Annotated in this window: 19 protein-coding genes; 10 read left to right on the top strand and 9 right to left on the bottom strand. The window is 58.4% G+C overall.

The annotated features are described in order from the left end of the window. Positions 1–25 precede the first annotated feature (25 nt). The 3 genes from A4E19_14055 to A4E19_14045 all read left to right on the top strand — a co-directional run bounded on the left by A4E19_14055 (position 26) and on the right by A4E19_14045 (position 3,069). Entirely contained in the window at positions 26–1,345 is a 1,320-nt protein-coding gene (locus tag A4E19_14055; protein ID OQW37281.1) for a hypothetical protein, read from the top strand. Positions 1,346–1,375: 30 nt separating this feature from the next. Beyond that, a complete protein-coding gene (locus A4E19_14050; protein ID OQW37280.1) occupies positions 1,376–1,570 on the top strand; it encodes a hypothetical protein in 195 nt (64 codons plus the stop codon). A 200-nt stretch (positions 1,571–1,770) separates the two neighbouring features. Then, complete coding sequence (locus tag A4E19_14045) at positions 1,771–3,069, top strand: hypothetical protein (protein OQW37279.1); 1,299 nt, start codon at positions 1,771–1,773, stop codon at positions 3,067–3,069. A 48-nt stretch (positions 3,070–3,117) separates the two neighbouring features. Here A4E19_14045 and A4E19_14040 read toward each other — a convergent pair whose 3' ends face one another. From A4E19_14040 to A4E19_14030, 3 genes are read right to left on the bottom strand one after another with little or no spacing between them, the layout of a single operon-like run. Next, complete coding sequence (locus A4E19_14040; GenBank protein OQW37278.1) at positions 3,118–6,243, bottom strand: cytochrome-c peroxidase; 3,126 nt, start codon at positions 6,241–6,243, stop codon at positions 3,118–3,120. A 3-nt stretch (positions 6,244–6,246) separates the two neighbouring features. After that, positions 6,247–7,503, bottom strand: a complete 1,257-nt coding sequence (locus tag A4E19_14035) for a hypothetical protein (GenBank protein OQW37277.1) — start codon at positions 7,501–7,503, stop codon at positions 6,247–6,249. Next, positions 7,493–8,806, bottom strand: coding sequence for a hypothetical protein (locus A4E19_14030; protein ID OQW37276.1), 1,314 nt, complete (start codon positions 8,804–8,806; stop codon positions 7,493–7,495). The genes A4E19_14035 and A4E19_14030 overlap by 11 nt, the downstream gene beginning before the upstream one ends. A gap of 592 nt (positions 8,807–9,398) precedes the next feature. Between A4E19_14030 and A4E19_14025 the strand changes: the two genes are divergently transcribed. After that, positions 9,399–10,526, top strand: coding sequence for an oxidoreductase (locus A4E19_14025; protein ID OQW37352.1), 1,128 nt, complete (start codon positions 9,399–9,401; stop codon positions 10,524–10,526). Between the two features lie 77 nt (positions 10,527–10,603). Here A4E19_14025 and A4E19_14020 read toward each other — a convergent pair whose 3' ends face one another. Together A4E19_14020 and A4E19_14015 are read right to left on the bottom strand one after the other, a co-directional pair. Next, on the bottom strand, positions 10,604–10,966 hold the full coding sequence (locus tag A4E19_14020) for a hypothetical protein (GenBank protein ID OQW37275.1): 363 nt from the start codon (positions 10,964–10,966) through the stop codon (positions 10,604–10,606). A gap of 107 nt (positions 10,967–11,073) precedes the next feature. Beyond that, positions 11,074–13,209 carry a glycogen debranching enzyme gene (locus A4E19_14015; GenBank protein ID OQW37351.1) on the bottom strand — a complete coding sequence of 712 codons (2,136 nt, stop codon included), beginning with the start codon at positions 13,207–13,209 and terminating at the stop codon, positions 11,074–11,076. 214 nt (positions 13,210–13,423) lie between these two features. Between A4E19_14015 and A4E19_14010 the strand changes: the two genes are divergently transcribed. Next, positions 13,424–14,587, top strand: coding sequence for a hypothetical protein (locus A4E19_14010; GenBank protein ID OQW37274.1), 1,164 nt, complete (start codon positions 13,424–13,426; stop codon positions 14,585–14,587). 20 nt (positions 14,588–14,607) lie between these two features. On the opposite strand, the gene A4E19_14005 is transcribed toward A4E19_14010, so the two are convergent. Then, positions 14,608–15,696: a hypothetical protein gene (locus A4E19_14005; GenBank protein OQW37273.1), complete on the bottom strand. Its 1,089-nt coding sequence runs from the start codon at positions 15,694–15,696 to the stop codon at positions 14,608–14,610. A gap of 131 nt (positions 15,697–15,827) precedes the next feature. Between A4E19_14005 and A4E19_14000 the strand changes: the two genes are divergently transcribed. The 5 genes from A4E19_14000 to A4E19_13980 all read left to right on the top strand — a co-directional run bounded on the left by A4E19_14000 (position 15,828) and on the right by A4E19_13980 (position 19,973). Then, positions 15,828–16,202, top strand: coding sequence for a hypothetical protein (locus A4E19_14000; GenBank protein ID OQW37272.1), 375 nt, complete (start codon positions 15,828–15,830; stop codon positions 16,200–16,202). 3 nt (positions 16,203–16,205) lie between these two features. Beyond that, complete coding sequence (locus A4E19_13995; GenBank protein OQW37271.1) at positions 16,206–17,573, top strand: deoxyribodipyrimidine photolyase; 1,368 nt, start codon at positions 16,206–16,208, stop codon at positions 17,571–17,573. Positions 17,574–17,602: 29 nt separating this feature from the next. Next, complete coding sequence (locus A4E19_13990) at positions 17,603–18,805, top strand: hypothetical protein (protein OQW37270.1); 1,203 nt, start codon at positions 17,603–17,605, stop codon at positions 18,803–18,805. 470 nt (positions 18,806–19,275) lie between these two features. After that, positions 19,276–19,518, top strand: a complete 243-nt coding sequence (locus A4E19_13985; protein ID OQW37269.1) for a hypothetical protein — start codon at positions 19,276–19,278, stop codon at positions 19,516–19,518. A gap of 35 nt (positions 19,519–19,553) precedes the next feature. After that, entirely contained in the window at positions 19,554–19,973 is a 420-nt protein-coding gene (locus tag A4E19_13980) for a cupin (GenBank protein OQW37350.1), read from the top strand. Between the two features lie 133 nt (positions 19,974–20,106). Here A4E19_13980 and A4E19_13975 read toward each other — a convergent pair whose 3' ends face one another. The 3 genes from A4E19_13975 to A4E19_13965 form a co-directional block, all read right to left on the bottom strand. Next, entirely contained in the window at positions 20,107–22,980 is a 2,874-nt protein-coding gene (locus A4E19_13975; protein ID OQW37268.1) for a hypothetical protein, read from the bottom strand. A 351-nt stretch (positions 22,981–23,331) separates the two neighbouring features. Continuing rightward, positions 23,332–23,532 (bottom strand): hypothetical protein, encoded by a 201-nt coding sequence (locus tag A4E19_13970; protein ID OQW37267.1) that lies wholly within the window; start codon positions 23,530–23,532, stop codon positions 23,332–23,334. Between the two features lie 207 nt (positions 23,533–23,739). Beyond that, positions 23,740–24,555, bottom strand: coding sequence for a hypothetical protein (locus tag A4E19_13965; protein ID OQW37266.1), 816 nt, complete (start codon positions 24,553–24,555; stop codon positions 23,740–23,742). Positions 24,556–24,648 lie beyond the last annotated feature (93 nt).

The following is a 24,648-nucleotide window of genomic DNA, read 5'->3' as shown; positions in this document are numbered from 1 at the left end:
CCTCACCCGTAACCTTTTAGACACGATGGATTTCGATCCGCTCAACATACCAATGCTCTACGGCCGCATCGCCATTGCCGTGGCGGCGCTGAGCCATAGCCTGTTCGCCACGCTGGTCGTCGGGAGCGCGGTGATCGGCGCCGTGGTGGCCACGCTGGCGCACGTGACGGATCAGCCCCGCTACCGGCGGCTGGCGCACATGATCGCGTTCGCCTTGGTGGTGAGCACCGCTACGATCTCGTTTTTCGGGGTATCCTTCATCTTTGCGCTCAACATTTTCTGGCCTCGGTTTTGGCACAAGATCTTTCGGATCATGTTCTGGCCGTTCGTGCTGGAAGCGGGATTGTTCCTGGGCGAGGCCGTCTTCGCCTATGCCTGGTACTACCTCTGGGCCTGGTCGGCCGCCGTGGGATGGCGCAGGAACACCCACCTCGCGTTCGGCTGGCTCGCTGCCGTCTGCGCGGTTGTCGCGATGTTTTTTATCGACATCACCGCCTCCTATATGTTGACGCCCCACCCGACCGACTCGTCGTGGGCCAATATCTTGAATCCGACCATGATCGATCTCGACCTTCACCGTTGGTTCGGAAATTTGACCTGGGCCGGATTTGTCCTTGCGGCATTGTGCAGCCTCGCGTTCCTACGCTCGCATGTAGAGGAAGACCGCCGATTCTATCGCTGGGCCGGAGGCTGGTGCTTCGCCGTCGGCTTCGCGGCGCTGCTCGTGATGCCGGTGATCGGCTACCAATATTTGCTCCACGTTCGGTACGCCGAACCGCAGGCTTTCCATACGCTCATGCTCGGCGCCCGCTCATGGCTGTTCGATTTGGTCGCACTGCTCTACGGGCTGATCGCCGTGCTCGGGTCCTTGTTCATTCTCCGTACCGTCCGTTCGAGCAGCAAGCCAGACAGCGCCGCCCGCCTGATCCTTCCGGTGTCGTTGGCCGTGCTCATTGTTGCCTGGCTCGTCTTCGCCATGCCGTATTATCTGCAACACGTTCCCGTCCTCTCCCGACTCACGAACATCGAGATCAATCCTCTCGGCAAAATGCAGCCGAACAAATATTTCGCGATCGCGGCGCTCGTGTTCTTCGGTCTGCTGAATTGGATTCTGTTCCTGCGTTCCTTCGTCGGTCCCGCCTCCTGGTGGAAGACCGGCGTCACGATCGGCCAAGATCGCGGAAGCCAAAAGATCCTCATCGCGGTCGCCCTGTGTGCCATGCTGACGATGCTCAGCATGGGTTGGGTGCGGGAAACGGCCCGCGCCTACAACGGATACCTCGTCTACGGCGTCATGACCCTTGAGGACGAACGGGCGACGTACGAAGGGCGGGCGGTTCCTTGAGCGGCTGTTACCCCGGCGCTATTCAAGACTGTGGGTAATGAAACCGCATGGCTATCGACGGAGATCCAGAGCTACAAGAGCAAATCGACCAAGGATCCGTCGTCGGGCATGTTGGGGCGCGTTTACAACGGGACTCTTGTGCTGGTTCGTCTACGGATTGATGGTCGGCTCTTGCCGATCATCTTCACCAACGCCGTCACGTTCCTGCTCGCAGGCACAACGTGATACTTAGACTGCGCTATGGGTAAGCCGTAGGGTGCCATGGCCCTTCAAACGAACAATCGGATGAGCGGGGTATCTATGAACAACGGACGATCAGATGGTCATCGAACGAGGCAACGACACAGAGGCGCGACATGACAGCTCCGGCACGCACAAGAGGAAGCACGTCGGTGATGGCGGAACGTTCGCCGCTCGCGCGTAGGATGCTGTTGCCGGCTCAGTCCATGATCCACAGTCAGGTCGTGCGCGGAGCCGTCCTCTTCGCGGCATCCTTTATTGCCCTGATCTGGGCGAATTCCCCTTGGTCGGCGAGCTATCTCGATTTGCGAGAAACCGAATTATCGATCGATTTCGGAGTCGTCGGTGTTTCGCTCTCCTTCCATCACTGGATCAACGACGGACTCATGACGATCTTTTTCTTCGCCGTTGGGCTGGAGATCAAGAAAGAAATTCTGCACGGCGAACTGCACGGCTGGATGAAAGCCGCTCTGCCCGTATGTGCCGCGCTGGGCGGGATGGTGCTGCCCGCGTCGCTTTATCTGGCCGTGACGTTCGGAAGCGACGCCAGTAGTGGGTGGGGTATACCCATGGCGACCGACATCGCATTCGCGCTCGGCTTATTGGCATTGCTTGGCGACCGCATTTCACCGCAACTTCGTGTATTCTTACTCGCGCTAGCCGTGGTGGACGACATCGGCGCCATTCTCGTGATCGCTCTGTTCTACACGGACTCATTGTCCATCTGGGCGTTGGGGCTGGCGGTAGCGCTGCTTTCCAGTGTCTTGCTCATGCAGTGGGTCGGCGTTCGAGGCATCCAGTACTATGCGTTCGTCGGCGCCGCGTTTTGGCTCGCGTTGCAGCACGCGGGCGTCCATCCGACCATCGGGGGTGTTCTGTTGGGATTGGTGACGCCGGCGACCGCCTGGTTTTCCTATCGCCGATTCGCCGACTCCGCCGGAGAGTTGATCAATGAATTTACTCGACAGCTTGAATGTTGCGACGAAAACAGGGCCGAGGCCTTGTTGGGCGAGATCGAACAGTTGGTTCATGAAACCGAATCCCCGCTCGAGCGGCTGGAGCGGCTGCTGCAACCGTGGGTCAGTTTCCTGGTGCTGCCGCTCTTCGCGCTGGCTAACGCGGGTGTCGCCTTGTCGGGTTCGATGCTGCAGGAGGCGGCGGCTAGTCCGGTGACGCTCGGCGTCGTCGGTGGACTGGTGATCGGAAAATTCGCGGGGATCGCCGGGTTCTCCTGGCTCGCTGTCCGGACCGGCATGGCCACCTTCTCAAAAGGTATCACCTGGCCGCGTCTCATCGGCGTCGCGATGCTCGGAGGGATCGGCTTCACGGTGTCGTTGTTTATCGCCGACTTGGCGTTTGACGACGCGTCGCTGCTCGCGGAGGCCAAAGTTGGCATATTGGCAGCCTCGCTGATGGCGGGAGTGGCGGGATACGGATGGTTGTATTGGGCCACAAAGAATGAGAATCGGAAAACACAGGGATAAGCGGTGTCGCAGGCATTGTCCCCCAAAAGCCGACGACAAATGCTCGGCCTATCCTTCTTTATTCTTCCTGTGTTTCGGTTCGAACCAGGGGAATAGGGTAGGCAGAACCAACAGCGTGAGTAATGTCGATGTTAAAAGGCCGCTGATGACGACGACCGCAAGCGGACGTTGCACCTCCGATCCCACGCCGGTGGCCAACGCGAGCGGTGTCAGCGCGAGCAGCGCGACCGTGGCGGTCATGAGCACGGGACGCAAGCGCAACATGCAGCCCTGGACGGCCGCCTCCTTGGCGGATTCTGTCTTCTCTCTCAGTTGGGCGATGTACGAGACCAGCACGATGCCGTTGAGCACCGCGATGCCGAATAGATTGATGAATCCGACCGAGGCCGGCACACTGAGATACTCTCCGGTCACCCATAGCCCGACGATGCCCCCGATCAATGCCAACGGCAGATTGAGCATGATCAAGGTCGCATAACGGAATGAATTGAACGAGACATAGAGCAAGAGGAACATGATGCCGATCGTGATCGGGACGATGATCTTCAAGCGGGCCATGGCCCGCTGCATGTTCTCGAACGATCCTCCCCAGACGATGTGATAGTTCGGGGGAAGCTTTATTTTGTCGATTTTCTTCTGGGCCTCCGCGACGATGCTCTCGATGTCCCGTCCGTAGGTATTGAATCCGATATAGATGCGCCGCTGCAATTGCTCCCGGCTGATGAGGGCGGGGCCTTCACGCAGTTCGACCTGCGCGAGGTCGCCCAAGGGTATCAGGGTGCCGGTAGCGCCGCGCAGCAGAATATTGCGGATGGTTTCGACACTGTTCCGAAACGGCTCCGGATAGCGCAACGTCAGATCAAAACGTTTTTGGCCTTCATACACTTGTGTGGCCGGTTCCATGCCGATCGCCGTCGAGACGATGTCCTGGATATGCGCCACATTGATGCCGCGCCGGGCGATCTTCTCGCGATCGATATCGATCGCCAAGTACACCTGGCCGAACAGTTGCTCGACGCGGATATCGGCGACCCCGCGCGTCTCGCTCATGATGGCGCGGATTTGCTCGGCGGTTTTACGCAGCACGTTCAGATCATCTCCCAAGACCTTGACGGTGGCCTCCGATCGAACACCAGACAGCAGCTCATCGACGCGCTGTTGAATGGGTTGGCTCAGCAAGAACGTGGCCCCTGGGATCCGTTCGAGGCGTTTGCGCACCGCTTGATCCAACTCCGGCTTGGTCTCCGCCGTGGTCCATTCGTCCATCGGCTTCAACGAGACGACGGGATCGCTCGCGTTCGGCTCCTGCGGATCGTTGCCGATCTCGGAACGGCCGATCTTCGAGAGCACCTTGGTGACCTCGGGGAATTCCATGACCGCCCGCTGCATTTCCATTTCGATTTGTATCGACTCCTCAAGGGAGATGCTCGGATGGCGGATGGTTTGAGGAGTGATGGCGACCTCGTTCAGGATTGGAATGAATTCTCCACCCAGGAATGGAAACAGGGCCAAACTGCCTGCCAGCATCGCGACGGCGACGCCGAGCAGAAGGATGCGGTGTGCGAACGCCCAGTCCAACATGGGGCGATAGCCCTTCTTCGCCCATCGCACGAGGAACGGATCCCCATGATGGCCGCCTTTCAACAACAACAGGCACAAGGCCGGCGAAAGGGTAAAGGACAGCAGCAGGGACACAAACAATGCCATCATGATCGTCAAGGCCAACGGACCGAACATTTTGCCTTCCATCCCCACGAGTCCCAGGATCGGCACAAAGGTCAGGGCAATGATCAATTCCCCGAACAGGCTGGGACCGCGGACCTCCGCCACGCCCTTCAGCACGATCGGGAGTCGGCGTTCCACGGACCGACGATCTTCCTCCGAGGCTTCCGACAGATGCCGCGCGACATTCTCCACTTGGATGATCGCGGCGTCGGTGATCATGCCCAACGAGATGGCCAACCCGCCGAGCGACATCAAATTGGCCGACAACCCGTAGTACCACATCACGATGAAAGTACAGAGCGGCGCGACGATCAGCACGATCGTCACGGCCAAGGCGCTGCGGATGTCTCCGAGGTACAAGTACAGGACGATCACCACGAAGATGATGCCTTCGATGAGCGCCTTGTAGACCGTATGCAAGGCGGCATTGACCAATTCCATGCGGTCATAGTACGGCACGATGCGCAGACCGTTCGGAAGAATATGTTTGTCATGGATCTCGTCGATTTTCTCCTTGACGGCCTGCACCACCTCCCGCGCATTGCCGCCGCGCAGCATGAGCACCAGGCCGGACACGACTTCACGCGAACCGTTGAGCACGGTCGCGCCATGCCGCACGGCGTGGCCGAACCGCACCTCGGCCACATCCCGGACGTACACCGGCGTGCCCTCGACTTCGCGCAAGACGATGTTGCCGATATCGTTCAGCGTGCGGATCAGTCCGATGCCGCGGACGATGTACTTCTCTTCCTCCTTTTCGAGGAGACTTCCTCCGGCATTGGCGTTGTTCTTGGCGACCGCATCGAAGACGTCATGCAGGGCCAGATCGTATTTGCGGAGGAGGCCCGGATGCACGACGACCTGATACTGTTTCACGTAGCCGCCCATCGAGTTGACATCCACGACGTCCGGCAGTCCTTTGAGCAGGGGACGAATCACCCAATCCACCAAGGTTCGTCGCTCGGTCAACTCCTCCACGGTCATCCGGTGGTCCGGCTCGTTGTCGTGCGGACCCTCCAGGTAGAATTGATACACCTCTCCCAGACCGGTGTAGTTCGGCACTAGCTGCGAGGTGGCGCCCGGGGGCAGTCTAGCTTGAACCTCCAAGGTTCTCTCCAAGACGATTTGTCGGGCCAAATAGATATCGACGTCGTCGCGAAAGACGGCCGTGATGATGGAGGCGCCCACCTTGGAAAAGGAGCGGATTTCCGTCAACCCCGGAGCGCCCCGCAATTGCAATTCGAGCGGAAAGGTGATGAACCGTTCGATTTCCGCCGGCGACAATCCCTCGGCTTTGGTGACCACCTGTACCAGGATCGTGGTGACGTCCGGAAAGGCGTCGATCGGAATCGTCTGGAATGCGTAGAGCCCTCCCGCGGCCAGGCCTGCGGAAAAAATCAGCACGAGGATCCGTTGCCGCAGGGAAAACTCAAGGAGCTTGGTGAGCATGAACTATAGTTCTTCGCCCGTTAACTCAGATTTGAGCGTGAATCCGCCGTTCGTCACGACCTGTTCTCCCTCACGAAGGCCATCGAGGACCATGACCTGTTTGCCGTTGGAGTCGCCCAGCTTGACGTCCCGAGCTACGAACGTCCCGGAGTCGATTCGCACGAACACGAATCGCCTCTCCCTATCGCGTTGAATCGCGTTCTCCGGTACGGCGAGCGCGTCGCTCGTCGGCTGGGAGTACATCCGAATGGTCGCGTACATGTCGGGTTTCAATTTCAGGTTCGGATTCGGCAATTCGAGGCGGAGGTCCATCGTCCTGGTGGCCACATCCAAGACAGCGCCGACGTAGGTCACCGTGCCGCGGAAGATCTCGTCCGGATAGGCATGGACGTGCACCTCGCCGATTTGGCGGCCTTCCGTTCGCTCGGAATTCAGAATGAACGAAATGTCTTTTTCGGGAATGTTCGCGAATACCCACACTTCCGACAGGTCGGCCACCACAAACATGGTTTCGGTCACTTCCACGACCTCGCCGACCACGATGTTACGCGCAATGACGAACCCATGGAACGGCGCTGTGATGTAAATGCGGGGGTGGATGGATCGGCTTTGAGCAAGTTCTTTGATCTGCTCATCGCTCATGCCCATGAGGCGAAGATGCTGGTACGATTCCCGCAGCTCGGCCTGCGCGCGAACCATGTCGCCCTCGCGTCTTTGTCCCTCGGCCACGGAAATGATTTCTTCCTTTAATAACGCCTGCGCCCGCTCGTACGCGCGGGTGACCACGTATAATGTGGCCTTCGCTTTGAGATAGGCCGACTGGGCATCCCCGAATTCTCGACTCTCCAGCGTGGCGAGCAAGGTTCCCTGCGTAACCTCTTGCCCAAGATCCGCGTACACTCCGATCGCGCGCCCGCGGACGAGTGTCGTGAGATTCGCCACTTTGCGCCGGTTCAATTCGATGGTTCCTGGAAAATCGCGATGGCTGCGAAAGGGTTGGCGCTTGACCGGTTCGACTGTGATTCCCCTCTCCGCCATCGCTTTTTGATCGAGGTTGACGGTCTTGAGGGACTCTTCCTTCGCCGCCTGTTCGGATGTCTCGGCGGGCGTATCTTTTGATCCGGCATCGCACCCGTGGGCCAAGCTCACAAGGGAGAGGAGAGCGATAAGGCGGTACAGCTTCTCTGTTACCCTCCACGGCAGCCGATTCATGGAAGATCCAGGCAGCGAATGCCGGCCTCGATCCTCTTTATCGAACATACAAACTCCGCCCGACGAACCGTTCCAACTGAGTCGTCGCCGCGGAGAGGTCATGACGGGCCTGCCAGTAATCCAGCATGATTTCGCGGTGCACTCGTTGCGCATCCAGCACTTGAAGCAAACTGCTTTCTCCCCGCTTGAAACTGAACTGCGCCATGTGGAGCGCGACCTGAGTCTTGCGCAGCAGGCCTTTTTCGAAAACCCCGACAAGACGACCAGCCGTGACCGTGTCGCGGAAATGTTGATTGACATGCCGAACAAGATCGTAATGGACCCGCAAGAGATTGGCCTCCTCGCGCCGCAATGTTCCCAGGGCCGAGGCGATCTCCCCCTGCCGTTGGTACCAAATGGGGACGGGTATGCTGATGCCCCCTTGCACCGCTTCGCGCCCGACTTCGCGCCAATAGCCCCCTTCCACCGTCAGGTTGGGCACACGGGCCTGGCGCTGAAAGTCCACCGTCCTGCCGGATTCTTCGATCACTTTTCGCAAACGGCGAATCGTGGGATGTTGTTGAAGGGCGTCCTCTACCAATTGATTTCGTTCGAGCGCCGGCGGTAAACGCTCGAACTCGCCCTCAATCCGATACCGAGGGCCGAGCGATCCGGCCGTCAAGGTATCGAGCACGACGCGGTTGACTTCGACGTTGTTCTCCTCTCGAGTGACCCGTTGCTCCGCTTTGAGAACTTCCACTTCCGCCTTGATCGCCTCAAATCGCGGAGACTCTCCCAGCTCCACTCTCCGGTCGACCGTTTGACGGACATCTTGGATGATGGCCAGGTTTTCTTTTGCCAGTTGAAGGCTTCGCTGAGCAAAAAGGAGCGTCCAAAATGCCAGTTTCACATCGGCACGAAGATGAAGCAGGGTTTCATCATACCCGACAATGGCTCCTTCCAGGCCGGCTCGGGCGGCATCCTTGCGCGCCTCTCGTTTCGCCGGCCACTCCAAGGGCTGAAAGACTCGGCCGGTGTATTCGGTCACCGCAGTGGGTGGCAGCTCCGAGAAAGCCCCCGGCACAAAGACACCGCCGTCCCTAAGCAGGCCTCGACCGCCACGAGCCTCGATAGTGGGATTGGGATACGCGCCGGCCTGGACGAGCAACCCTTCCTGGAGATCGATCACGCCGATCGCCCCGGCAGGTCGGGGGTTGTGGTCAATCGCCAACACTATGACTTCCGACAAAGAGTACGAACGGTCCTCATCCTGCGCCAGCGACAGTTGACCGTTTCCGCTGATAAGCAGCGGCACGAACGCGAGCGTCATGATTGGGTTTGGCGTGAAGAAAGTCAGCCACGAAGCAGCCATGGAATACCATCCTTTCTCTTTTTATGCTCAGGCCTTCATACACCCAAACTACCGCCGTAGACCCTGGGCAAAGTCCTAGGAGGTGGTAAGAAACCCCTAATTGAGCGTGCCGGTAAAGAGGTTCGCTATTTCTGCATTTCCGCACAGCGGCCGCTCCTCGACGACGGAGTGATCCCGCGAAGGCGAGGAACCGTCGACGAGCGTGTTCCAACGGCTGTCCTTGCAGAGCAACCTCCGAGGTTTCCCGATAACCGAGGATCTCCTCGATTCGCTTTGGCGCGATCCATCTCGGATTAGCCGATATACCGCCCGCTGCGAACTGGCGTCACATTTTCGGCGTCGGGATTCGTGGCGGGAATCAGTTTCATCCCGTCGTGGATCATCGAGGAACTTGCTTTATCGGCTCTCGCAAACGGGGAGGCAAAGATCGGCATCAACTTCGTGATGGAAGCGCACGACCATGGGGCATGACACGTCCGTGTTGGAGACTAGGGAAATCGTTAGGTGCCTGGATGGATTAAGCAATGCTACCTTCGTCATTATTGTTGTCGGTGAGATGCTGATGGCTCGTTCTGTCTCGACTAAAACCTCCATCGTACGACGCACCAAGTCGCCTCCACAAGCAACTCCGGTTCGTTATGCCGTCGTGGGTCTTGGGCACATAGCCCAGGTCGCCGTCGTGCCGGCCTTCAGTCACGCAAAAAGGAACTCGGAGCTGACGGCGCTGGTCTCCGATGATCCCCGAAAACTGAAGCGGTTGTCCCGCAGATATGATGTACCCTATTGCTATTCGTACCGGGAATACGATCAATGCCTGCGGGAAGGTCACATCGACGCGGTGTACATTGCTCTACCGAACAGTTTGCATTGCGACTTCGCGGTCCGGGCTGCCAAGGCCGGCATCCATGTCCTCTGCGAAAAACCGATGGCGGTGACCGAACAGGAATGCTGGCGCATGATCCGGGCTGCCGATAAGACCGACACCAAACTGATGGTCGCCTACCGTCTGCACTTCGAACAGGCGAACGTGAACACGGCAGAGCTGGCGAAGGCCGGCAAACTCGGCAAGCTTCGGTTTTTCAATTCGGTGTTCACCATGCAGGTGCGCGAAGACAACATCCGTGTGAATGCGGAATTGGGGGGCGGGTCGCTCTACGATATCGGCGTGTATTGCATCAATGCCGCTCGGTACGTCTTTCAAGCCAACCCGACGAAGGTGAGTGCTTGTATGGTCAAGGGAACCGACCGCCGTTTTAGGGACGTCGATGAGATGACGACGGCCTGGCTGGAATTTCCGGATAACCGCCTTGCGACCTTCGTCTGTAGTTTCGGTGCGGACGATCTCTCCGCCTATGAAGTGGTCGGCACGAACGGGCATGTCCGGATGGACCCGGCCTACGAGTATGTCGGCGAACTCCGGCAGAACGTCCGCCTTAATGGGAAAAGCCGTTCGCAGCGGTACGGAGGCGGGGATCAATTTGCACCGGAGCTTCTGTATTTCTCCGACTGTATTCTCAACGACCGCGACCCGGAACCGTCGGGGTTGGAGGGCCTGATCGATGTGGCGATTATCGAGGCCTTGTATCGATCGGCAAAGACGGGCCGCCCCGTTTCACTTTCACTGCCGGGCAAGACGCAGTGGCCTTCTCATGATCAGGTTATCAAACGGCCTCCGATTCGGAACCCCACGCTCGTTCGCGTGAAGTCGCCCTCGCGGTAAAGATGACTTCCTGCCGTCGCAGGAACCATCAATGGTGATGCCCGCCGCCGTCACTGTTTTGGGGACGGTTCACGTGGTTACATCGTTTCGCGGTCTTCCCGCCGTTCGATCTGTTCGATGAACTCCGCCTGCTCTTGGCAGTCCCGGCACCGCAGTGCGAAGGGAATCGCTTTCAAGCGTCCTTTCTGAAGTTGACGCCCGCAATGTTGACAGCGCCCAGAGAATTCTTCATCGAGTCGCCTGAGCGCCTCATCGAACTGTTGTCTCGTACGATTCCGAGCTTCCACGAGCGACAACCGTTGATGCCCCGTGCTGTCGCGGATCGGCCGGTCTTCGGCATTCGGCCTCCATTCTTCGCGCAGCCGCTTGTGGACCATCCAGTAGGATGTGAGTGACTCGTCGATTTCACGCTGAAGGGCTTGTCGCTGTTCCAGCAGCATCCGACGCAGGGCTTCTCGCCGAATTGTAGAAGTAGATTGGTCGGGCATGGCCACTGTTCACGTTCTCCGAGGTGGTGGTTCATCCAGACTTCATGTGCTTGCGGAGTCTAGCGTGTTCTATGCAACCGCAGGACGACAATCGAGCGAGTTTTCAGGTCAAAGGCGTCTCCCCCCCGGAATTGTTTGTGATCTTCCGGCTTTTCTGGATCACTCGTGTCGAGGAGCAATTCCCAACGTACGCCACGCTGGTGGGCGGGGAGCACGAAGGGGAGCGGCTCGTGATGGGCGTTGAACAGCAGCAATAAAGTATCGCCATGAATGGGCCGTCCCTTGTAGTCTTTCTCTTGAATGGCATCACCGGCGAGCCGCACCCCCAATGAACGCGCATGCTCATTCTGCCAGTCCTGATCGGTCATTTCGTGGCCATCGGGTCGGAACCACGAGATATCTTTGATTTCAGACCCACGGATGCGCCGTCCCTGAAAAAACTGGCGGCGGCGCAACACCGGTTGATCACGCCGCAATTGAATGAGGCGCCGCACGAAATTCAATAATTCGCGGTCGCGATCCTTCAACTTCCAGTCGAACCAACTGATCTCATTGTCCTGACAGTAGGCGTTGTTGTTGCCTCCCTGAGTGCGGCCCAATTCATCCCCGCCGCAGAGCATGGGGACTCCCTGAGAAAGGAAAAGGGTCGCCAGAAAATTGCGTTTCTGTTGCTCGCGCAACGCGATGATCGCCGGATCGTTGGTCGGACCTTCCACGCCGCAGTTCCAGCTTTGATTATTGTCGTTGCCGTCTCGATTATCTTCTTGGTTTGCTTCGTTGTGCTTCTGGTTGTACGAGACCAGATCGTTGAGCGTGAAGCCGTCGTGGGCGGTCACGAAGTTAATGCTGGCGTAAGGATGTTTTCCACTGCGCTCGTACAGGTCGCTGCTGCCCGACAGGCGGTAGCCGAACTCGGACACTTGCCCGCCGTCGCCCTTCACGTAACGGCGGATGGTATCGCGGTATTTGTCGTTCCATTCGGCCCAGCCCAAGGGGAAGTTGCCGACCTGGTAGCCGCCCGACGCCAAGTCCCATGGCTCCGCGATCAGTTTCACGCGGGACAGGATCGGATCCTGGTGGATGATATCGAAGAAGGCCCCCAGGCGGTTCACGTCGTGCAGTTCCCGCGCAAGGGTGGATGCGAGATCGAAACGGAATCCGTCCACGTGCATCTCTTCGACCCAATAGCGCAGGCTGTCCATGATCAACTGCAGCACGCGGGGGTGGTTCATGTTGAGCGTGTTGCCGCATCCCGTGTAGTCCATGTAATAGCGTTTATTGTCGTCGACCAAACGATAGTATGACGCGTTGTCGATCCCGCGGAAACACAGGGTCGGGCCGAGATGATTGCCTTCTGCCGTATGGTTGTAGACCACATCCAGAATGACTTCGATGCCTTCGCTGTGCAGGGTCTTCACCATCGTCTTGAATTCGCGCACTTGTTCGCCGCGTTTCTGTGAATGCGCGTACCGAATATCCGGCGCGAAAAACCCGATCGAGTTGTAACCCCAATAGTTCGTCAAGCCGCGATCGTGCAGATGCTGGTCGCGGACAAAGTGATGGACGGGCAATAATTCGACGGCGGTCACACCGAGGCTTTTCAGGTGATCCAGAACGGCGGGCGACGTCATGCCCAAGTAGGTTCCGCGCAGAGCTTCCGGCACCTCGGGATGTCGAGCGGTGAACCCTTTCACATGGACTTCGTAGATGACGGTCTCATCCCACGGTGTGACCAGAAGTTTATCCGCCCCCCATGTGAACGAGGAATCCACGACGACGCTTTTGGGGACATCCGCCGCATTGTCCTGGTCGTCCATCGACAAGTCCGCTTCAGGATCACCGATTCGATAGCCAAACATGCGATTGCCCGCCCATTGTACGTTGCCGGCCACGGCCTTCGCGTAGGGATCAATGAGGAGTTTGGTCGGATTGAATCGATGGCCTTGTGCTGGATCATAAGAACCATGGACACGATAGCCATAGTGTTGTCCGGGAGACACTTCCGGCAAATACACGTGCCATACTTGATTGGTTTGTTCCTCCAGCGGCAGACACATGGACGGGTGTGGATCATCGGCACGATCGAACAGACAGAGCTCGACTTTGGTCGCATTTTCGGAAAACAACGCGAAATTGACACCTTGCCCGTCCCACGTGGCGCCGAGTGGGAATGGACTTCCAGGCCACATACGCATGATACGCATGCCGGCACGATGAGCAAAAGAAATGCCGGATATCATAGAGAACTCCTTCGATATCAGCATACGCTGAAATGAAGTCCCACGGCCAGTGGAGACAATTTGTCCTACGGCGGACAGGTTGCACTCGACGGCACTTCGGTTCCCTCCTACATCGATGCTGCGGATGTCCCCAGTGGGGAGATACAGGTTCCGTTGATATGACAACAGAGTGAATCTCCATGCCGTCGGATATGAGACCGTGCTTCACGTGGCGATTGCAATGGGAGTAGGGTCCTCTGTCACCGGCTGTCTCGCGCCGATTGCTCTACATCATGCGGTACTGGCCTACGATCGAAATGTAGAACGGGTGACAAGCGAAGAATTGCTGCTCAATATCGTCCGTGCTCGGTTCTACCAGCCGTTGCATTTCACGAAGGTCTCCAGCATCGCAGCGACCTTCGACTTCCGTGTGAGCGCCGGGATTGTTCCGCCGGAGGGAGACGCTCGAGGGTTGGTCGGTCCGCTGTTCAGCGCGACGGCTGCTGAAAATCCCACCGTGACAATCGTCCCGATCGACGGAGAGGAGTTCACCACGCGATTGCTCACGCCTCTGGATGAAAAACGATTCCTTCGGCTGCTCGAAGTCGGCGAGAATATGGGTATGGCGCTGCAGATGGCGGTCAGCTCCATGCGGATTCAAACAGGTGATGAAACCGCCGTGTATCTGAACCATCCCGGACGTCTGGACGAGTACGAGGAGTTCCAACGGCGTGTGCGTCACATCACGGCGCTCTACGACGAGCACCAGCTGCACATTGCTTCAGTCATGCTGGAAGAAGCCTGGACCGGCCCGTTGCCGGCCGGTATTGCGCCGGACGACGTACTGGCCGCCCTCGACAAGGGCTATAAGTGGAAGACGACCGGAGACCGATTCCGGCTGGATCGCATGCGCGTCCTCATCTCGAATTATCGTCCGCATGAAGTGAAGGAGTCGGCCCGTCAAGCATTGGGAGACCGGCTGAAGGAATGGCCGGCGAATGAGATTCTCGTCGATATTCGTCCGGATTTCCCGGGAGGGGACTTTCCCATCAGGGGTCAGATCACGTTGCGCAGTTTCAACTCCGTGTTGGAGTTCTTTGCGCGGAGCATGCGGGAGGCCGGTCGCCAGCGGGACGCCATACGACTGTTGACGATTGAAGAATCCGACAGAGCGCTGGATGACGCGGCCGTGTCAATCCGGTATGAGGGGCGATACTATGGCATACGAAAGCCGACGCCGGATCGGCCCCAAGATGTTCGCAGCGCCAAGGCTTTCGACATGTTGTATCAATTGTTCCAGATGATGGTGCAACCAGTGAATGCCCCGGTTCCGGGCATAGCCATCGCGAAATAGGCGCTCGGGGGTAAACCACGTCATCCGGATTTGGAGCGTTGTCGCACAATGGCTCGAGGGGTCGTGGTCAAGATTCGGCGCAGTCGTCCGTCATCGTCTTCATCGTACAAATCTCCGACAATCTCCTCCAGTATGTCTTCAACGGTCACGATGCCTAGCAGGGTTTCACCCGCATACACGACGGCCATGTGCATGCGGTGCTCCTGAAGCAGTCTGAGCCCCGCGATCATCCGCACCTCGGCTTGGAGCTTGATGGCCGGTCGAAGAAGCGACGTCCAGTGGTCCATTCCAGACCGCCGGAGCCCCATGAATTCCTTCGTGTGGAGGATGCCTTCGACAGCGAGACCCTCGACGACGGGAATTCGGGTATGGCCGGAGGAAAGGATGACGGCTTCTACCTCCTCGGACGATTGTGACGAGCGGACGCACACGACATGCTCCCACGGCACATAAATCTCGTTCAGGGTTCTGCGTTCCAGGCCGACAAGGTTCATCACGTATTGGCGATGCGGTTCGGAGAGCCTGTCCAACGCGATGCCCGATCCTTCGCCGTCATTCTTCACTTCCTTAGAACCGGACGGAGACGTTCCGGTCAGTCGATGAAACAGGCCGATGACGCGCAACACTTGCCGCGTCGACCATTCGAAGAGCGTCACGATCGGACCCAACAATCTATCAAAGAGCGATAACCACCGCGCGCTTCGCAAGGCGAAGCCGACCGCATTGCGGAGGGCCAGCGACTTCGGCACCAGCTCGCCGATCACGACCGTCGCGTAGGTCAACGGCAGGACCACGAGGCCGATCGCCAGCGTGTCGGCGCTCCCTTCAGACAGACCCAGATGAGCCTCAAGCCCGGGACTCAGCAATTCTTCCGCTCCGGCCCCACCCACCGCGCCCGCAAGCGCGCCGACCAAGGTAATGCCGATTTGCACGACCGATAATGTCCGTTCCGGCTTTTCCCGCAATTGCAATAGAAGGGACGCGCGCCCATGTCCTTGCCGCACCAGTTCCCGAAGATAAGGACGGTGGACGGCGACAAAGGCGATTTCAGCCGCCGCCAACAGACCATTGAGGAGTAGACACAACGCGATGATAAGGATATCCAACATCACACAGCCTTTCTGAACGGCCCGTAGTCAAGCTTCATAACCAACGCTCGCTAGGGAAAGGGCCAGTCTTGCAAATGCGCCATACATGATAGCGTGAATCGGCCGCCCAACTCTTCGGTACCTTGGGTTATATGGGAATCCGTTCCCGGCAGATTCGCATTTCGTTGGGATGCAAAGGACTCGCCAGTGCCGCTCATCTCACGGACGGCATCACATGCCGCCAAGCTAGATGCCATCGGAAATCACAAGGATCATTTCGGAAGATCGGGAGGATCCGCTGGTCCGGGCAGTATTTGTACGAGTCCGTCGTTTTCGAGAAGTTCGATTCCAGTCGTGATCGGGTCGGGATGGCCGAAGTGGAGAAGAAGCCGCCTATGTCGGAACCATACACTCCGACTCGTGGTTCTCTTCAGCGTCATGCGCCACGTTCGCGATTCGCCATGGGAAAAACTCAATCGAGTCTTCGCATGCCGATACTGAGGTCGCATGATCGCACGGAAAGCTAGTTGATGACGATCCAGCCAGAGCGGATACAACATCTCAACGAGAAACCGGCTCGCGAACGAGGCGATGTCTTGTACTGGATGCAGCAGTCGCAGCGAGCGGAGGACAACCATGCGCTGGAATACGCCGTGCGGCTGGCCAACGAAACGAATCGATCGCTGCGCGTGGTGTTCGGGTTAATGCAGGACTATCCCGAGGCGAATCTCCGTCATTACCGATTCATGTTGGAGGGGATACAGGAGACACAAGCCGCGTTGGCCGACCGAGGCATTTCAATGACCGTCCAGTTCGGCCATCCTTCTGATGTCGCGCTGGATATGGGCCGTGCCGCGTCCGTCATCGTCTGTGACCGAGGATACTTGCGACACCAAGAGGCATGGCGGCGACGAGTGGCCGAGGAGGCGGAATGCCGTGTCATTCAAGTGGAAAGCGACGTCGTGGTTCCGGTGGACGTGGCGTCGCGCAAAGCAGAAACGGCGGCCCGAACATTTCGAGGGAAGGTACAGCGCCATCTGGATAAGTATCTGATCGACCTGCGTCAAACACCGCTTCACCGTCCGTCCCGCCCACCGCTTCAACAGGGTGTGCGACTGGATGACATCGACGCCGTGCTGGGCGAGCTGAAAGTCGATCGAACGGTCCGAGCGGTGACGAAGTTCCATCGGGGAGGCACGGCTCAGGCCAAGTCCCGTTTCCATGATTTCATCGGTCATCGACTGGCCGGGTACAAAGATCATCGCAATCAGCCGCAGAACCCTCGTGTCTCGTACATGAGCATGTATCTGCATTTCGGACAGATCTCTCCGTTGTATCTGGCCCTGCAAGTCCGGCAGGCGCCCATGGCATTGCGGGCCGACGTCGCCTCTTTCTTGGACGAACTGGTCGTACGCAGGGAGCTGTCCATGAATTTCTGCCGATTTACCGCCGACTATGATCGGTATGAATGCATCCCTCGGTGGGCCAAGAAGACATTGGAGGCTCATAAGCACGATCGAAGGGAACACCTCTATGCGATCGAACGATTGGAAGCGGCGGAGACCCATGATCCTTACTGGAACGCCGCGTGCCGACAAATGCTCGTCACCGGATACATGCACAACCATATGCGGATGTACTGGGGCAAGAAGATTCTCGAGTGGTCTCGTACGCCCGAAGAAGCCCACGCCGCGACGCTCCATATCATGAATCGGTATTACCTCGACGGCCGAGATGCCAACTCCTATTCGAATACCGCCTGGATATTCGGACTGCATGACAGGCCGTGGGGCGAACGTCCTATCTTCGGAAAGGTGCGGTACATGGCGGCATCGGGCCTTGAACGAAAATTCGACGTCGACGCCTATGTGAGACAGATCAATGATGTGGCGGCCTAACATCGCTCTGTTGATCGATTGGAGGAATCATGCCGGAACCATCCTTGTCGGTTGAACATGGACCCTGGTCTCTCCGTTCAGAAGATCGGCTGAGCGCCGGGGAGTTCCGCGACCTTGTCTGCCACATGGACGGGCCTTGCGCCTCGCTTTTCATGCCCACGCATCGCGGCGGCCCACAAGTTCGACAGGATCCCATTCGGCTGAAGAACTTGGCGCGTGCGGCGGAGCAAAGCTTGATCGACAAGGGATACCGTTCGTCGGACGTGCGCTCATGGCTGGCCTCCCTGAGCGCCCTGGAGACGGATGATGAGTTCTGGCGATATCAAAGTGAAGGATTGGCGGTATTTGTCACGCCGACCTTTGTCCGGTTGTTCCGCCTCCCGTTGAGGTTCGATGAGTCGATCATCGTGTCGGACCGTTTTCACGTGTCGCCGCTCCTGCCCTATTTCACGGAGGATGAACGATTCTATCTCCTCTCCTTGAGTCAGAACGGCTGTCGTCTGTTGCGTTGCACGAGAAACACGGTCACCCGGGTGGATCTTCCCGGCGCACCTCCCAGCATGACCGAGACGCCGGGGTATGAGCGCCGTGAGACCCAATTGCAGTTCGAAGCGCTGGCGCCACGAGGCTCCGGCGGCACGGGCAGCGGCGGAGGCACGGCGCTCTTTCACGGGCACGGATCGAGCAGCGATGTCTCGACCGCCGATGTGGAGCGATACTTCAGGGCGGTGGATCGCGCGGTCTGCGACGTGTTGCATGATCGCCGTGAGCCGCTGGTATTGGCCGGTGTGGACTATCTCCTGCCGCTGTATAAAACCATCAGCCAGTATGGACCGATTGCGTCAGAGGCTCTCACCGGAAACTACGAAGAGCGGCGGGATGAAGAACTGCGTCGAGACGCGTGGCACATCATGGAGTCACGATTGATGCACAACCGACGGGCGACGCTGGAGCAGGTGAACGAGGCGGTGGCGACGGGGCGCGGATCGGACCGGTTGGAAGAAGTGGTGCCCGCGGCCGTGCAAGGGCGGGTGGACATGCTTGTCATCCCTGTCGATCGCCATGCCTGGGGACGTTTTGACCCTGATCGCCAACAAGCCGAAGTGCATGACGAGCCACAAACGGGTGACGAAGACCTCTACGAATTGGCCGTCGTGCAGACCTTCCTTCATCGCGGACAAGTATTTCCGGCCAAGGGAACGGAGTCGTTGGCTGCGCGGTTTCGTTACTGATATCTCGTTGTCCAGTGATGAGTAAAATGCCAAATGAATGGGTATGAGGGGAAGAGGAATAGATCACCTTCTAGAAATGTCTCTTGTTCAAAAGTGATGGTAACGAAAGGACCAGGGAGATGTGGCCTCTGCGCTGAACACCAACTTGACGACCGAACTTACGCCGCTCCTCCCGCGTCTGACGACTCCCACGCTGATCCTGCAGGGAGAAGACGATGTCTTCCCGGCCGGTCCGCTTCGGTGAGCGGTTGACCGCGACATTCCCAACGCGCCGTTCGGAGGATCAAGACTGCCGGGCATTTCGTCATGGTCGATCAGCCGCAGGCCGTGCTTCATGAAGTGGAGATCTTTGTAGGACGTCGCATAGCAAAAGCCGCCTGAACCGTCCCGGGTTCCTATGGAAGGGGGCACGATGCCATGGAAACCATAAGCGATCACGATGAAGACGTGTGTGACGCTATGGAGACGCAATGATCATGACACACCATAAGTCGCCAAAAGCGTTGCGCAAGGAATTACAGGAGGATGACTCGGCTGTCGTGCGCCGCCGCCGCACCATTATCGGTCTGTCCTTGATCGGCATGGGCAGCATGGCCGTCGTGTCCGCGTTCCGAACCGGTCTGCGCAAACACCTACCGGACCTGCCGCTCGGCCGCTTCCGGTCGGACGTCGCCTGCGACAAGCCATTCGTCATGAGTCGAGCAGGGGTATGACCAACAGCGAAACGCAGCCAAAGAAGGAGGCATCCATGGATCACTTCCTCATCGACATCGAGGAATCGACGGTTAAGAACGACAATTTTCGGAAAGTACTCTTTACTGCACGGAACAGTCAACTCGTGCTGATGAGTTTGAAACCGGGAGAGGACATCGGCATGGAGACGCACGACCTCGATCAGTTCATTCGAGTCGAGGCGGGCCGCGGCACGGCCCAATTAAACGGCAAGGACTATCCGATTCAGGACGGCAGTGCCCTGGTCATTCCCGCGGGAACCAGACACAACATCATCAGCAGCGGGAAAGACGAGCCGTTGAAACTGTATACCATTTATAGTCCACCCGAGCACAAAGACGGGACGGTGCATCGGACCAAACAGGACGCGCAGGCCGATCGGGGGGACCACTTCGACGGGAAGACCACCACGATGTTGCAGGAGTCGACGCATTAAGTACGCCCATCCGATCGCGTTTTCGGGCACTTGATTTGGCTGTGGGTTTGTTCTTTGTTGCGCGTGCATGCCCTGTGAGATTCTCAGAGCCTGCGTGGCTTATCGGCGCGGCGGTCTGGCGATTCCGGTAGCTTTACGACACAACCAACGTTTGCGGTGAAGCCTGATCGATCCTTGTCCGGAGCCAGGCGATCTGCCGATCCGTCCTTTCGAGATAGTGCTCGCACGTGTCGGCGAGCGCCTGGTCGTGCAGCGCCTTGGCCGCCTGCTTCACCGCTTCGTAGCCGAGATGCACTTCGTTCGCCGCGAGCCAGAGATCGTGCAGGTCGCGAAGCAAGCCGAGGCCGCCGCTGCGCGGGCCATTGAACAGATTCTTGACCGATCCGTCCGGATCGTCGCTCTTGTTCTTGTGATAGGCCGCGACGAAGGGTCTGAGCCCCTCGGCCTGCTCCCGACTCCAAGAGGCCATGAGCAGACAGGTCACGTGGATGTCCGGCTCGGCCATGTGCTTGTGGCCGACTTGGCGAAACGCTTCGGCCAAGAGGTATTCGCTCTGCAGGGTCATGCCGAGGAACAGGTTGACCGGCCGCTCGTCGCCCGCAGTGGCGACGGCTTTCGAGATCTTCCCGGGCGTCTCCATCAATTCGGTAGCCGCCGCTTTCATCTGGCCCATCGCCAATGAGGCGATCTGCGAAATCTTCTCGACGGTCGGTGAGCCTGAAACCTTCTTCGCCCGAGCGGCGGCGAACTTGAAATAGGGCTGTTTACTGACCGGGTCCCATTCGGTAACGGTCAGCTCGTTGGCCGCGCGCATGCGATCGGGATCGTCCCAATAGCCGTAGTGAAACGGGATGAACAGGTGTCCCGGCAGGATGTCGCCCAGCTTGGCGCGCGCCGTCACGTGGCCCCGCCGCGACTCCACTTGAACCCAATCGCCCTCCGTGATCCCGAGTTTGGCGGCGTCGTCCTCGTGCATTTGCACGAAGGCATCCGGAGCCGCATCGTTCAGTTCCTTCGAACGGCCGGTCTTGGTCCTCGTGTGCCAATGATACACGAGGCGTCCCGTCGTCACCATGAAGGGATAGTCGTCGTCCGGTTCTTCATGCGGCGGCTGATATTCCAACGCGTGGAGGAACGCCTTGCCCTGCGGATCGCGAGCGCGATATTCCTCCGGCGTATGGACCGCGCCGGTTGTGAGATCGTGACCGTAGGTTTCGCAATAATCCGCCTGGGTGTTGAACCGATGATTCGTATAGAGCCGTTCGGTGCCGTCCGGCGCCTGGTCGTTGCAGGGCCATTGAATGGCCCTGCGGCGCAGCGCCGCATAACTCATGCCGCTGTAATCGCAGGGGCGGCCTTTCGAACAGATCTTCCACGCTTCGAAGCACTCTTCCGGCGTCGTCCACTTCACCAGCGGCGCCCCGTCTTTGTCGCTGAACTTCATCCGTTTCGCGTAGTCCACGAAAATATCGAAGTCCGATTTCGCCTGCCCGGGTGGCTCGATCGCCTTTTCGGACAAATGGACGGTGCGGTCCACGTTCGTGTAGCAGCCGGTTTTCTCGCCCCAGAGCGCCGCCGGCAGCACCACGTCGGCATGTTCGGTCGTTTCCGTGCGGAAAGCGTCTTGCACGATCACGAAGAGACCGCTCATGTTGAGGATGCGTCGAATGCGGCTTAATTCGGGGAGAGATACGGCAGGATTGGTCCCGCTGATCCAGAGCATTTTGACGGTGCCCTCTTCGGCATAGCGGTAGATCTGCATCGCATGGGTCGGCGGCGCATAAGTCGGGAGCTTGTGCCGCTCCACGTTCCAGATGCGTGCCATCTCCTGCATGTGGACTTCGTTTTCCCAATTGCGGAACGCCGGCATGTCGCCGTCCGCGCCGCACTCACGGGTATTTTCGGCGGTGGGTTGCCCGTTCATCTGAAGCACCGAACAGCCCGGTTTGCCGATCATCCCGCGCAGCAAGTGAATGTTGTTCACTTGGACCGCGGCCGCCGTGGCCTGCATCGATTGATAGACTCCTTGCAGTACCGTCGAGAGCAATGTCGGACTTTCCCCCATAATCGTCGCGGCCTTCACCAGATCCCGTGCGGGTACGCCGGTCACCCGTTCGACCCGATCCGGCGTCCAGGTCGAGACGAGTTGCGTCAGTTTCTCAAAACCAACCGTATGCGCGTCGATGAACGTGCTGTCGATCCAACCCTGTTTGATCATGAGATGTTGAATCCCATTGAGCAGCGCCACGTTCGTACCGATGCGGAGAGCCAGATGCACGTCGGCTTCCTTGGCGGTATGTGTTCTCCTGGGATCGATCACGACCAGCTTAGGCGCATTGGATCCAGCGCGACGGTCCAAGATGCGCATCCACATGACGGTCTGCTGTTCGGCGATGTTGTGGCCGATTGCCATGATCGTGTCGGTCACGTCAATGTCGCCGTAAGATCCTGGCTGACCGTCGGTGCCGAAGGATTCCTTCAGAGCATAATCAGCGGTCGCCGTGCAAAGTCTCGTGTTGCCGTCCATATGCGGCGTGCCGATGCCGGCTTTGCCGATGACCGCGAGCGTGTAATATTCCTCTAAAAACAACTGCCCGCTCGTGTAGAAGGCGACGGAGTTGGCCGTGTGGCGGTCGATCAATTCTTTTGAGCGCCGCACGATCAGGTCCATCGCTTCGTCCCACGTCGCCGGTTGCAAGTCGCCCTGGCGGCGGATCAGCGGCGTGGTCAGCCGATCGGACGAATGATTGGCCACCCAGCCGTGAAGCCCCTTGGGCCCGAGACGACCGCGATTGACCCGATCGGATTCTCGCCCGCGCACACCCACGATACGGCCGTTTTTCACCCCGATGTCGATCCCGCAGCCGAACGAGCAGAGCAGGCATGCCGACGGCACCCATCGATCCGGTTGTTCCGACGCGTGCTCGTCGACCCGCATGGGCCATTCACCCCGGTAGGGCCGGCGTGGTCCCCATACATCGGCAATGCTGTCGCGCGTCCGGTTCATCGTTGCCTCCATGTGGCTCACAGGGCATAAACATAGTGATGCGATGATGCGGAACGGCAAGCGGAATGCCGACCCCGTCCCTTGGTCATCGCCGACCGTCCTGCTGTTATGTGCGCCATTGTTCCGCGTGGAAGACAAGATGTCCAAGTCCGTGTGGAGTCTCTGACCGGCAGGTCAAGTCGGGCGGCATTCGCGCGGCGTAGCTCAAAGCCTTTCACGCGGTCAGGCTGGCCGGACTTTGGGAGGATTATTCGGTGACATGCAGCCATGGTAGAGCCATGCCGGAAATGGACATTGTCCTTCTCAATGAGGACCACCTGTCGTGAATGCCATACCTCCTCGCAGGTCCGGTTATTGATATTGCCTGCCATCATCATCGCGCTTGCAGTAATCAGATGACTCATCGGGATCCAAGCAGTAGGCACGCTGTCCGCCGACCTGCTGGTATTCGGTGTATGGAGTTTTCTGCCCTTGGTCCACCACATGACAAGAAGATAGGCTGGTGACCAGTAAGAAAGCTCCAAGAACGATCAGCACTACTTGAGATCGCATAAGGGGCTACACCTCCTCCCCATGTCAGAAATGAGCCTGGATTCTCTGCTACTAAGCTCTATTGCAAAAGTCTTTCCATCGTGGAGCGGTACTTGAGACATCGTAGAATGAACAGCGATGGGACTCGGCTTGTCGCGGAACGACCGTCCAGCTGTTCGCCGTCAAGGGGTTTCGCCCGGCCTTCGCGCCGAGCAAAACGATGGACGTTTAACCCCGTAATGTTCTCCTTATTTCTTCAAGCCTGGTCTTCAGCTGCGCAAGTTCTCGTTCTATCCTGGCCAATTGATGGTGTGAGCCGATCTTATCTCCCTCCGTGTCCCGGCCGATGAGGAACCTCGCGATCGTGGCAGTCACGTAACCGAAGATGGCAAAGGCATAGAGGGCGAGGAGAAACGTCAGAATCCGGCCCTCCGGACTTCGGGGCCAATACTCGGATCCCATCGTCGTCATCAGCATACCGGTCCACCACAGCGCGGTTCCAAAATCCTTGATCCCCCGGTCTTCCGTAACATCCTTTTCAAAGGCGTAGATGCCGGCGGCTCCGATGAGAACGACGGTCAAGGTCAGGAGCAACACATAGTGAAAACCGCCGCGCGCGGTGAGACTCTTCAGCGCAAACATCGCTCGATTGATGCTCCCCACCAGACCGGCGAGCTTGAGCCCCCTTGCGGCTCGAAGAGCCGGCATTAAAGAAGTCAACCGCAGCATGCGCAGCGCGGGGACCGCAAGAGATGCGGCTGTGAGGAAGTTGTGCCGTAAATAGACGGATTTACGAGGCGCCAATGTGAAACGGATCACGAAGTCGAGAATGAATATGAACCACAGGGCTCCGACCAGCCACTGAAGCGTCCGATTGGGCGGTCCAATAAGATCGATCAGTATGAGAACGATCCATGCCAGCCCCAACCACTGCATCGGACGCTCCAGCCAGTCTTCCAATTCAGCCAGGACGCGGAGGCGTTCACGGACGACGCGGAACGGTGACACCGGCGTTCCGTCTTGGGTTCCTGAATTCCGTTTCATGACGGTAATGGCGGATAGCGCAGGACGGTAGTTCAAATCAGGGATGGAACATTGCGTCGCCGTGTTTTCCCGAAGAGGTGTTCGGATGAGGTG

The organism is Nitrospira sp. SG-bin1 (assembly GCA_002083365.1).
Lineage (GTDB): Bacteria > Nitrospirota > Nitrospiria > Nitrospirales > Nitrospiraceae > Nitrospira_D.
Note: the sequence above shows the minus strand (reverse complement) of the source record. Positions and strands in the feature narration are given on the sequence as shown.

What these genes read in the sequence shown, in the direction of transcription:
- A4E19_14055 (OQW37281.1), top strand. Translation starts at nt 26, where the DNA reads ATGGATTTCGATCCGCTCAACATACCAATGCTCTACGGCCGCATCGCC.
- A4E19_14045 (OQW37279.1), top strand. Translation starts at nt 1,771, where the DNA reads ATGCTGTTGCCGGCTCAGTCCATGATCCACAGTCAGGTCGTGCGCGGA.
- A4E19_14040 (OQW37278.1), bottom strand. Translation starts at nt 6,243, where the DNA reads ATGCTCACCAAGCTCCTTGAGTTTTCCCTGCGGCAACGGATCCTCGTG.
- A4E19_14035 (OQW37277.1), bottom strand. Translation starts at nt 7,503, where the DNA reads ATGTTCGATAAAGAGGATCGAGGCCGGCATTCGCTGCCTGGATCTTCC.
- A4E19_14030 (OQW37276.1), bottom strand. Translation starts at nt 8,806, where the DNA reads ATGGCTGCTTCGTGGCTGACTTTCTTCACGCCAAACCCAATCATGACG.
- A4E19_14020 (OQW37275.1), bottom strand. Translation starts at nt 10,966, where the DNA reads ATGCTGCTGGAACAGCGACAAGCCCTTCAGCGTGAAATCGACGAGTCA.
- A4E19_14015 (OQW37351.1), bottom strand. Translation starts at nt 13,209, where the DNA reads ATGCGTATGTGGCCTGGAAGTCCATTCCCACTCGGCGCCACGTGGGAC.
- A4E19_14005 (OQW37273.1), bottom strand. Translation starts at nt 15,696, where the DNA reads ATGTTGGATATCCTTATCATCGCGTTGTGTCTACTCCTCAATGGTCTG.
- A4E19_14000 (OQW37272.1), top strand. Translation starts at nt 15,828, where the DNA reads ATGGGAATCCGTTCCCGGCAGATTCGCATTTCGTTGGGATGCAAAGGA.
- A4E19_13995 (OQW37271.1), top strand. Translation starts at nt 16,206, where the DNA reads ATGACGATCCAGCCAGAGCGGATACAACATCTCAACGAGAAACCGGCT.
- A4E19_13990 (OQW37270.1), top strand. Translation starts at nt 17,603, where the DNA reads ATGCCGGAACCATCCTTGTCGGTTGAACATGGACCCTGGTCTCTCCGT.
- A4E19_13985 (OQW37269.1), top strand. Translation starts at nt 19,276, where the DNA reads ATGATCATGACACACCATAAGTCGCCAAAAGCGTTGCGCAAGGAATTA.
- A4E19_13980 (OQW37350.1), top strand. Translation starts at nt 19,554, where the DNA reads ATGGATCACTTCCTCATCGACATCGAGGAATCGACGGTTAAGAACGAC.
- A4E19_13975 (OQW37268.1), bottom strand. Translation starts at nt 22,980, where the DNA reads ATGAACCGGACGCGCGACAGCATTGCCGATGTATGGGGACCACGCCGG.
- A4E19_13970 (OQW37267.1), bottom strand. Translation starts at nt 23,532, where the DNA reads ATGCGATCTCAAGTAGTGCTGATCGTTCTTGGAGCTTTCTTACTGGTC.
- A4E19_13965 (OQW37266.1), bottom strand. Translation starts at nt 24,555, where the DNA reads ATGAAACGGAATTCAGGAACCCAAGACGGAACGCCGGTGTCACCGTTC.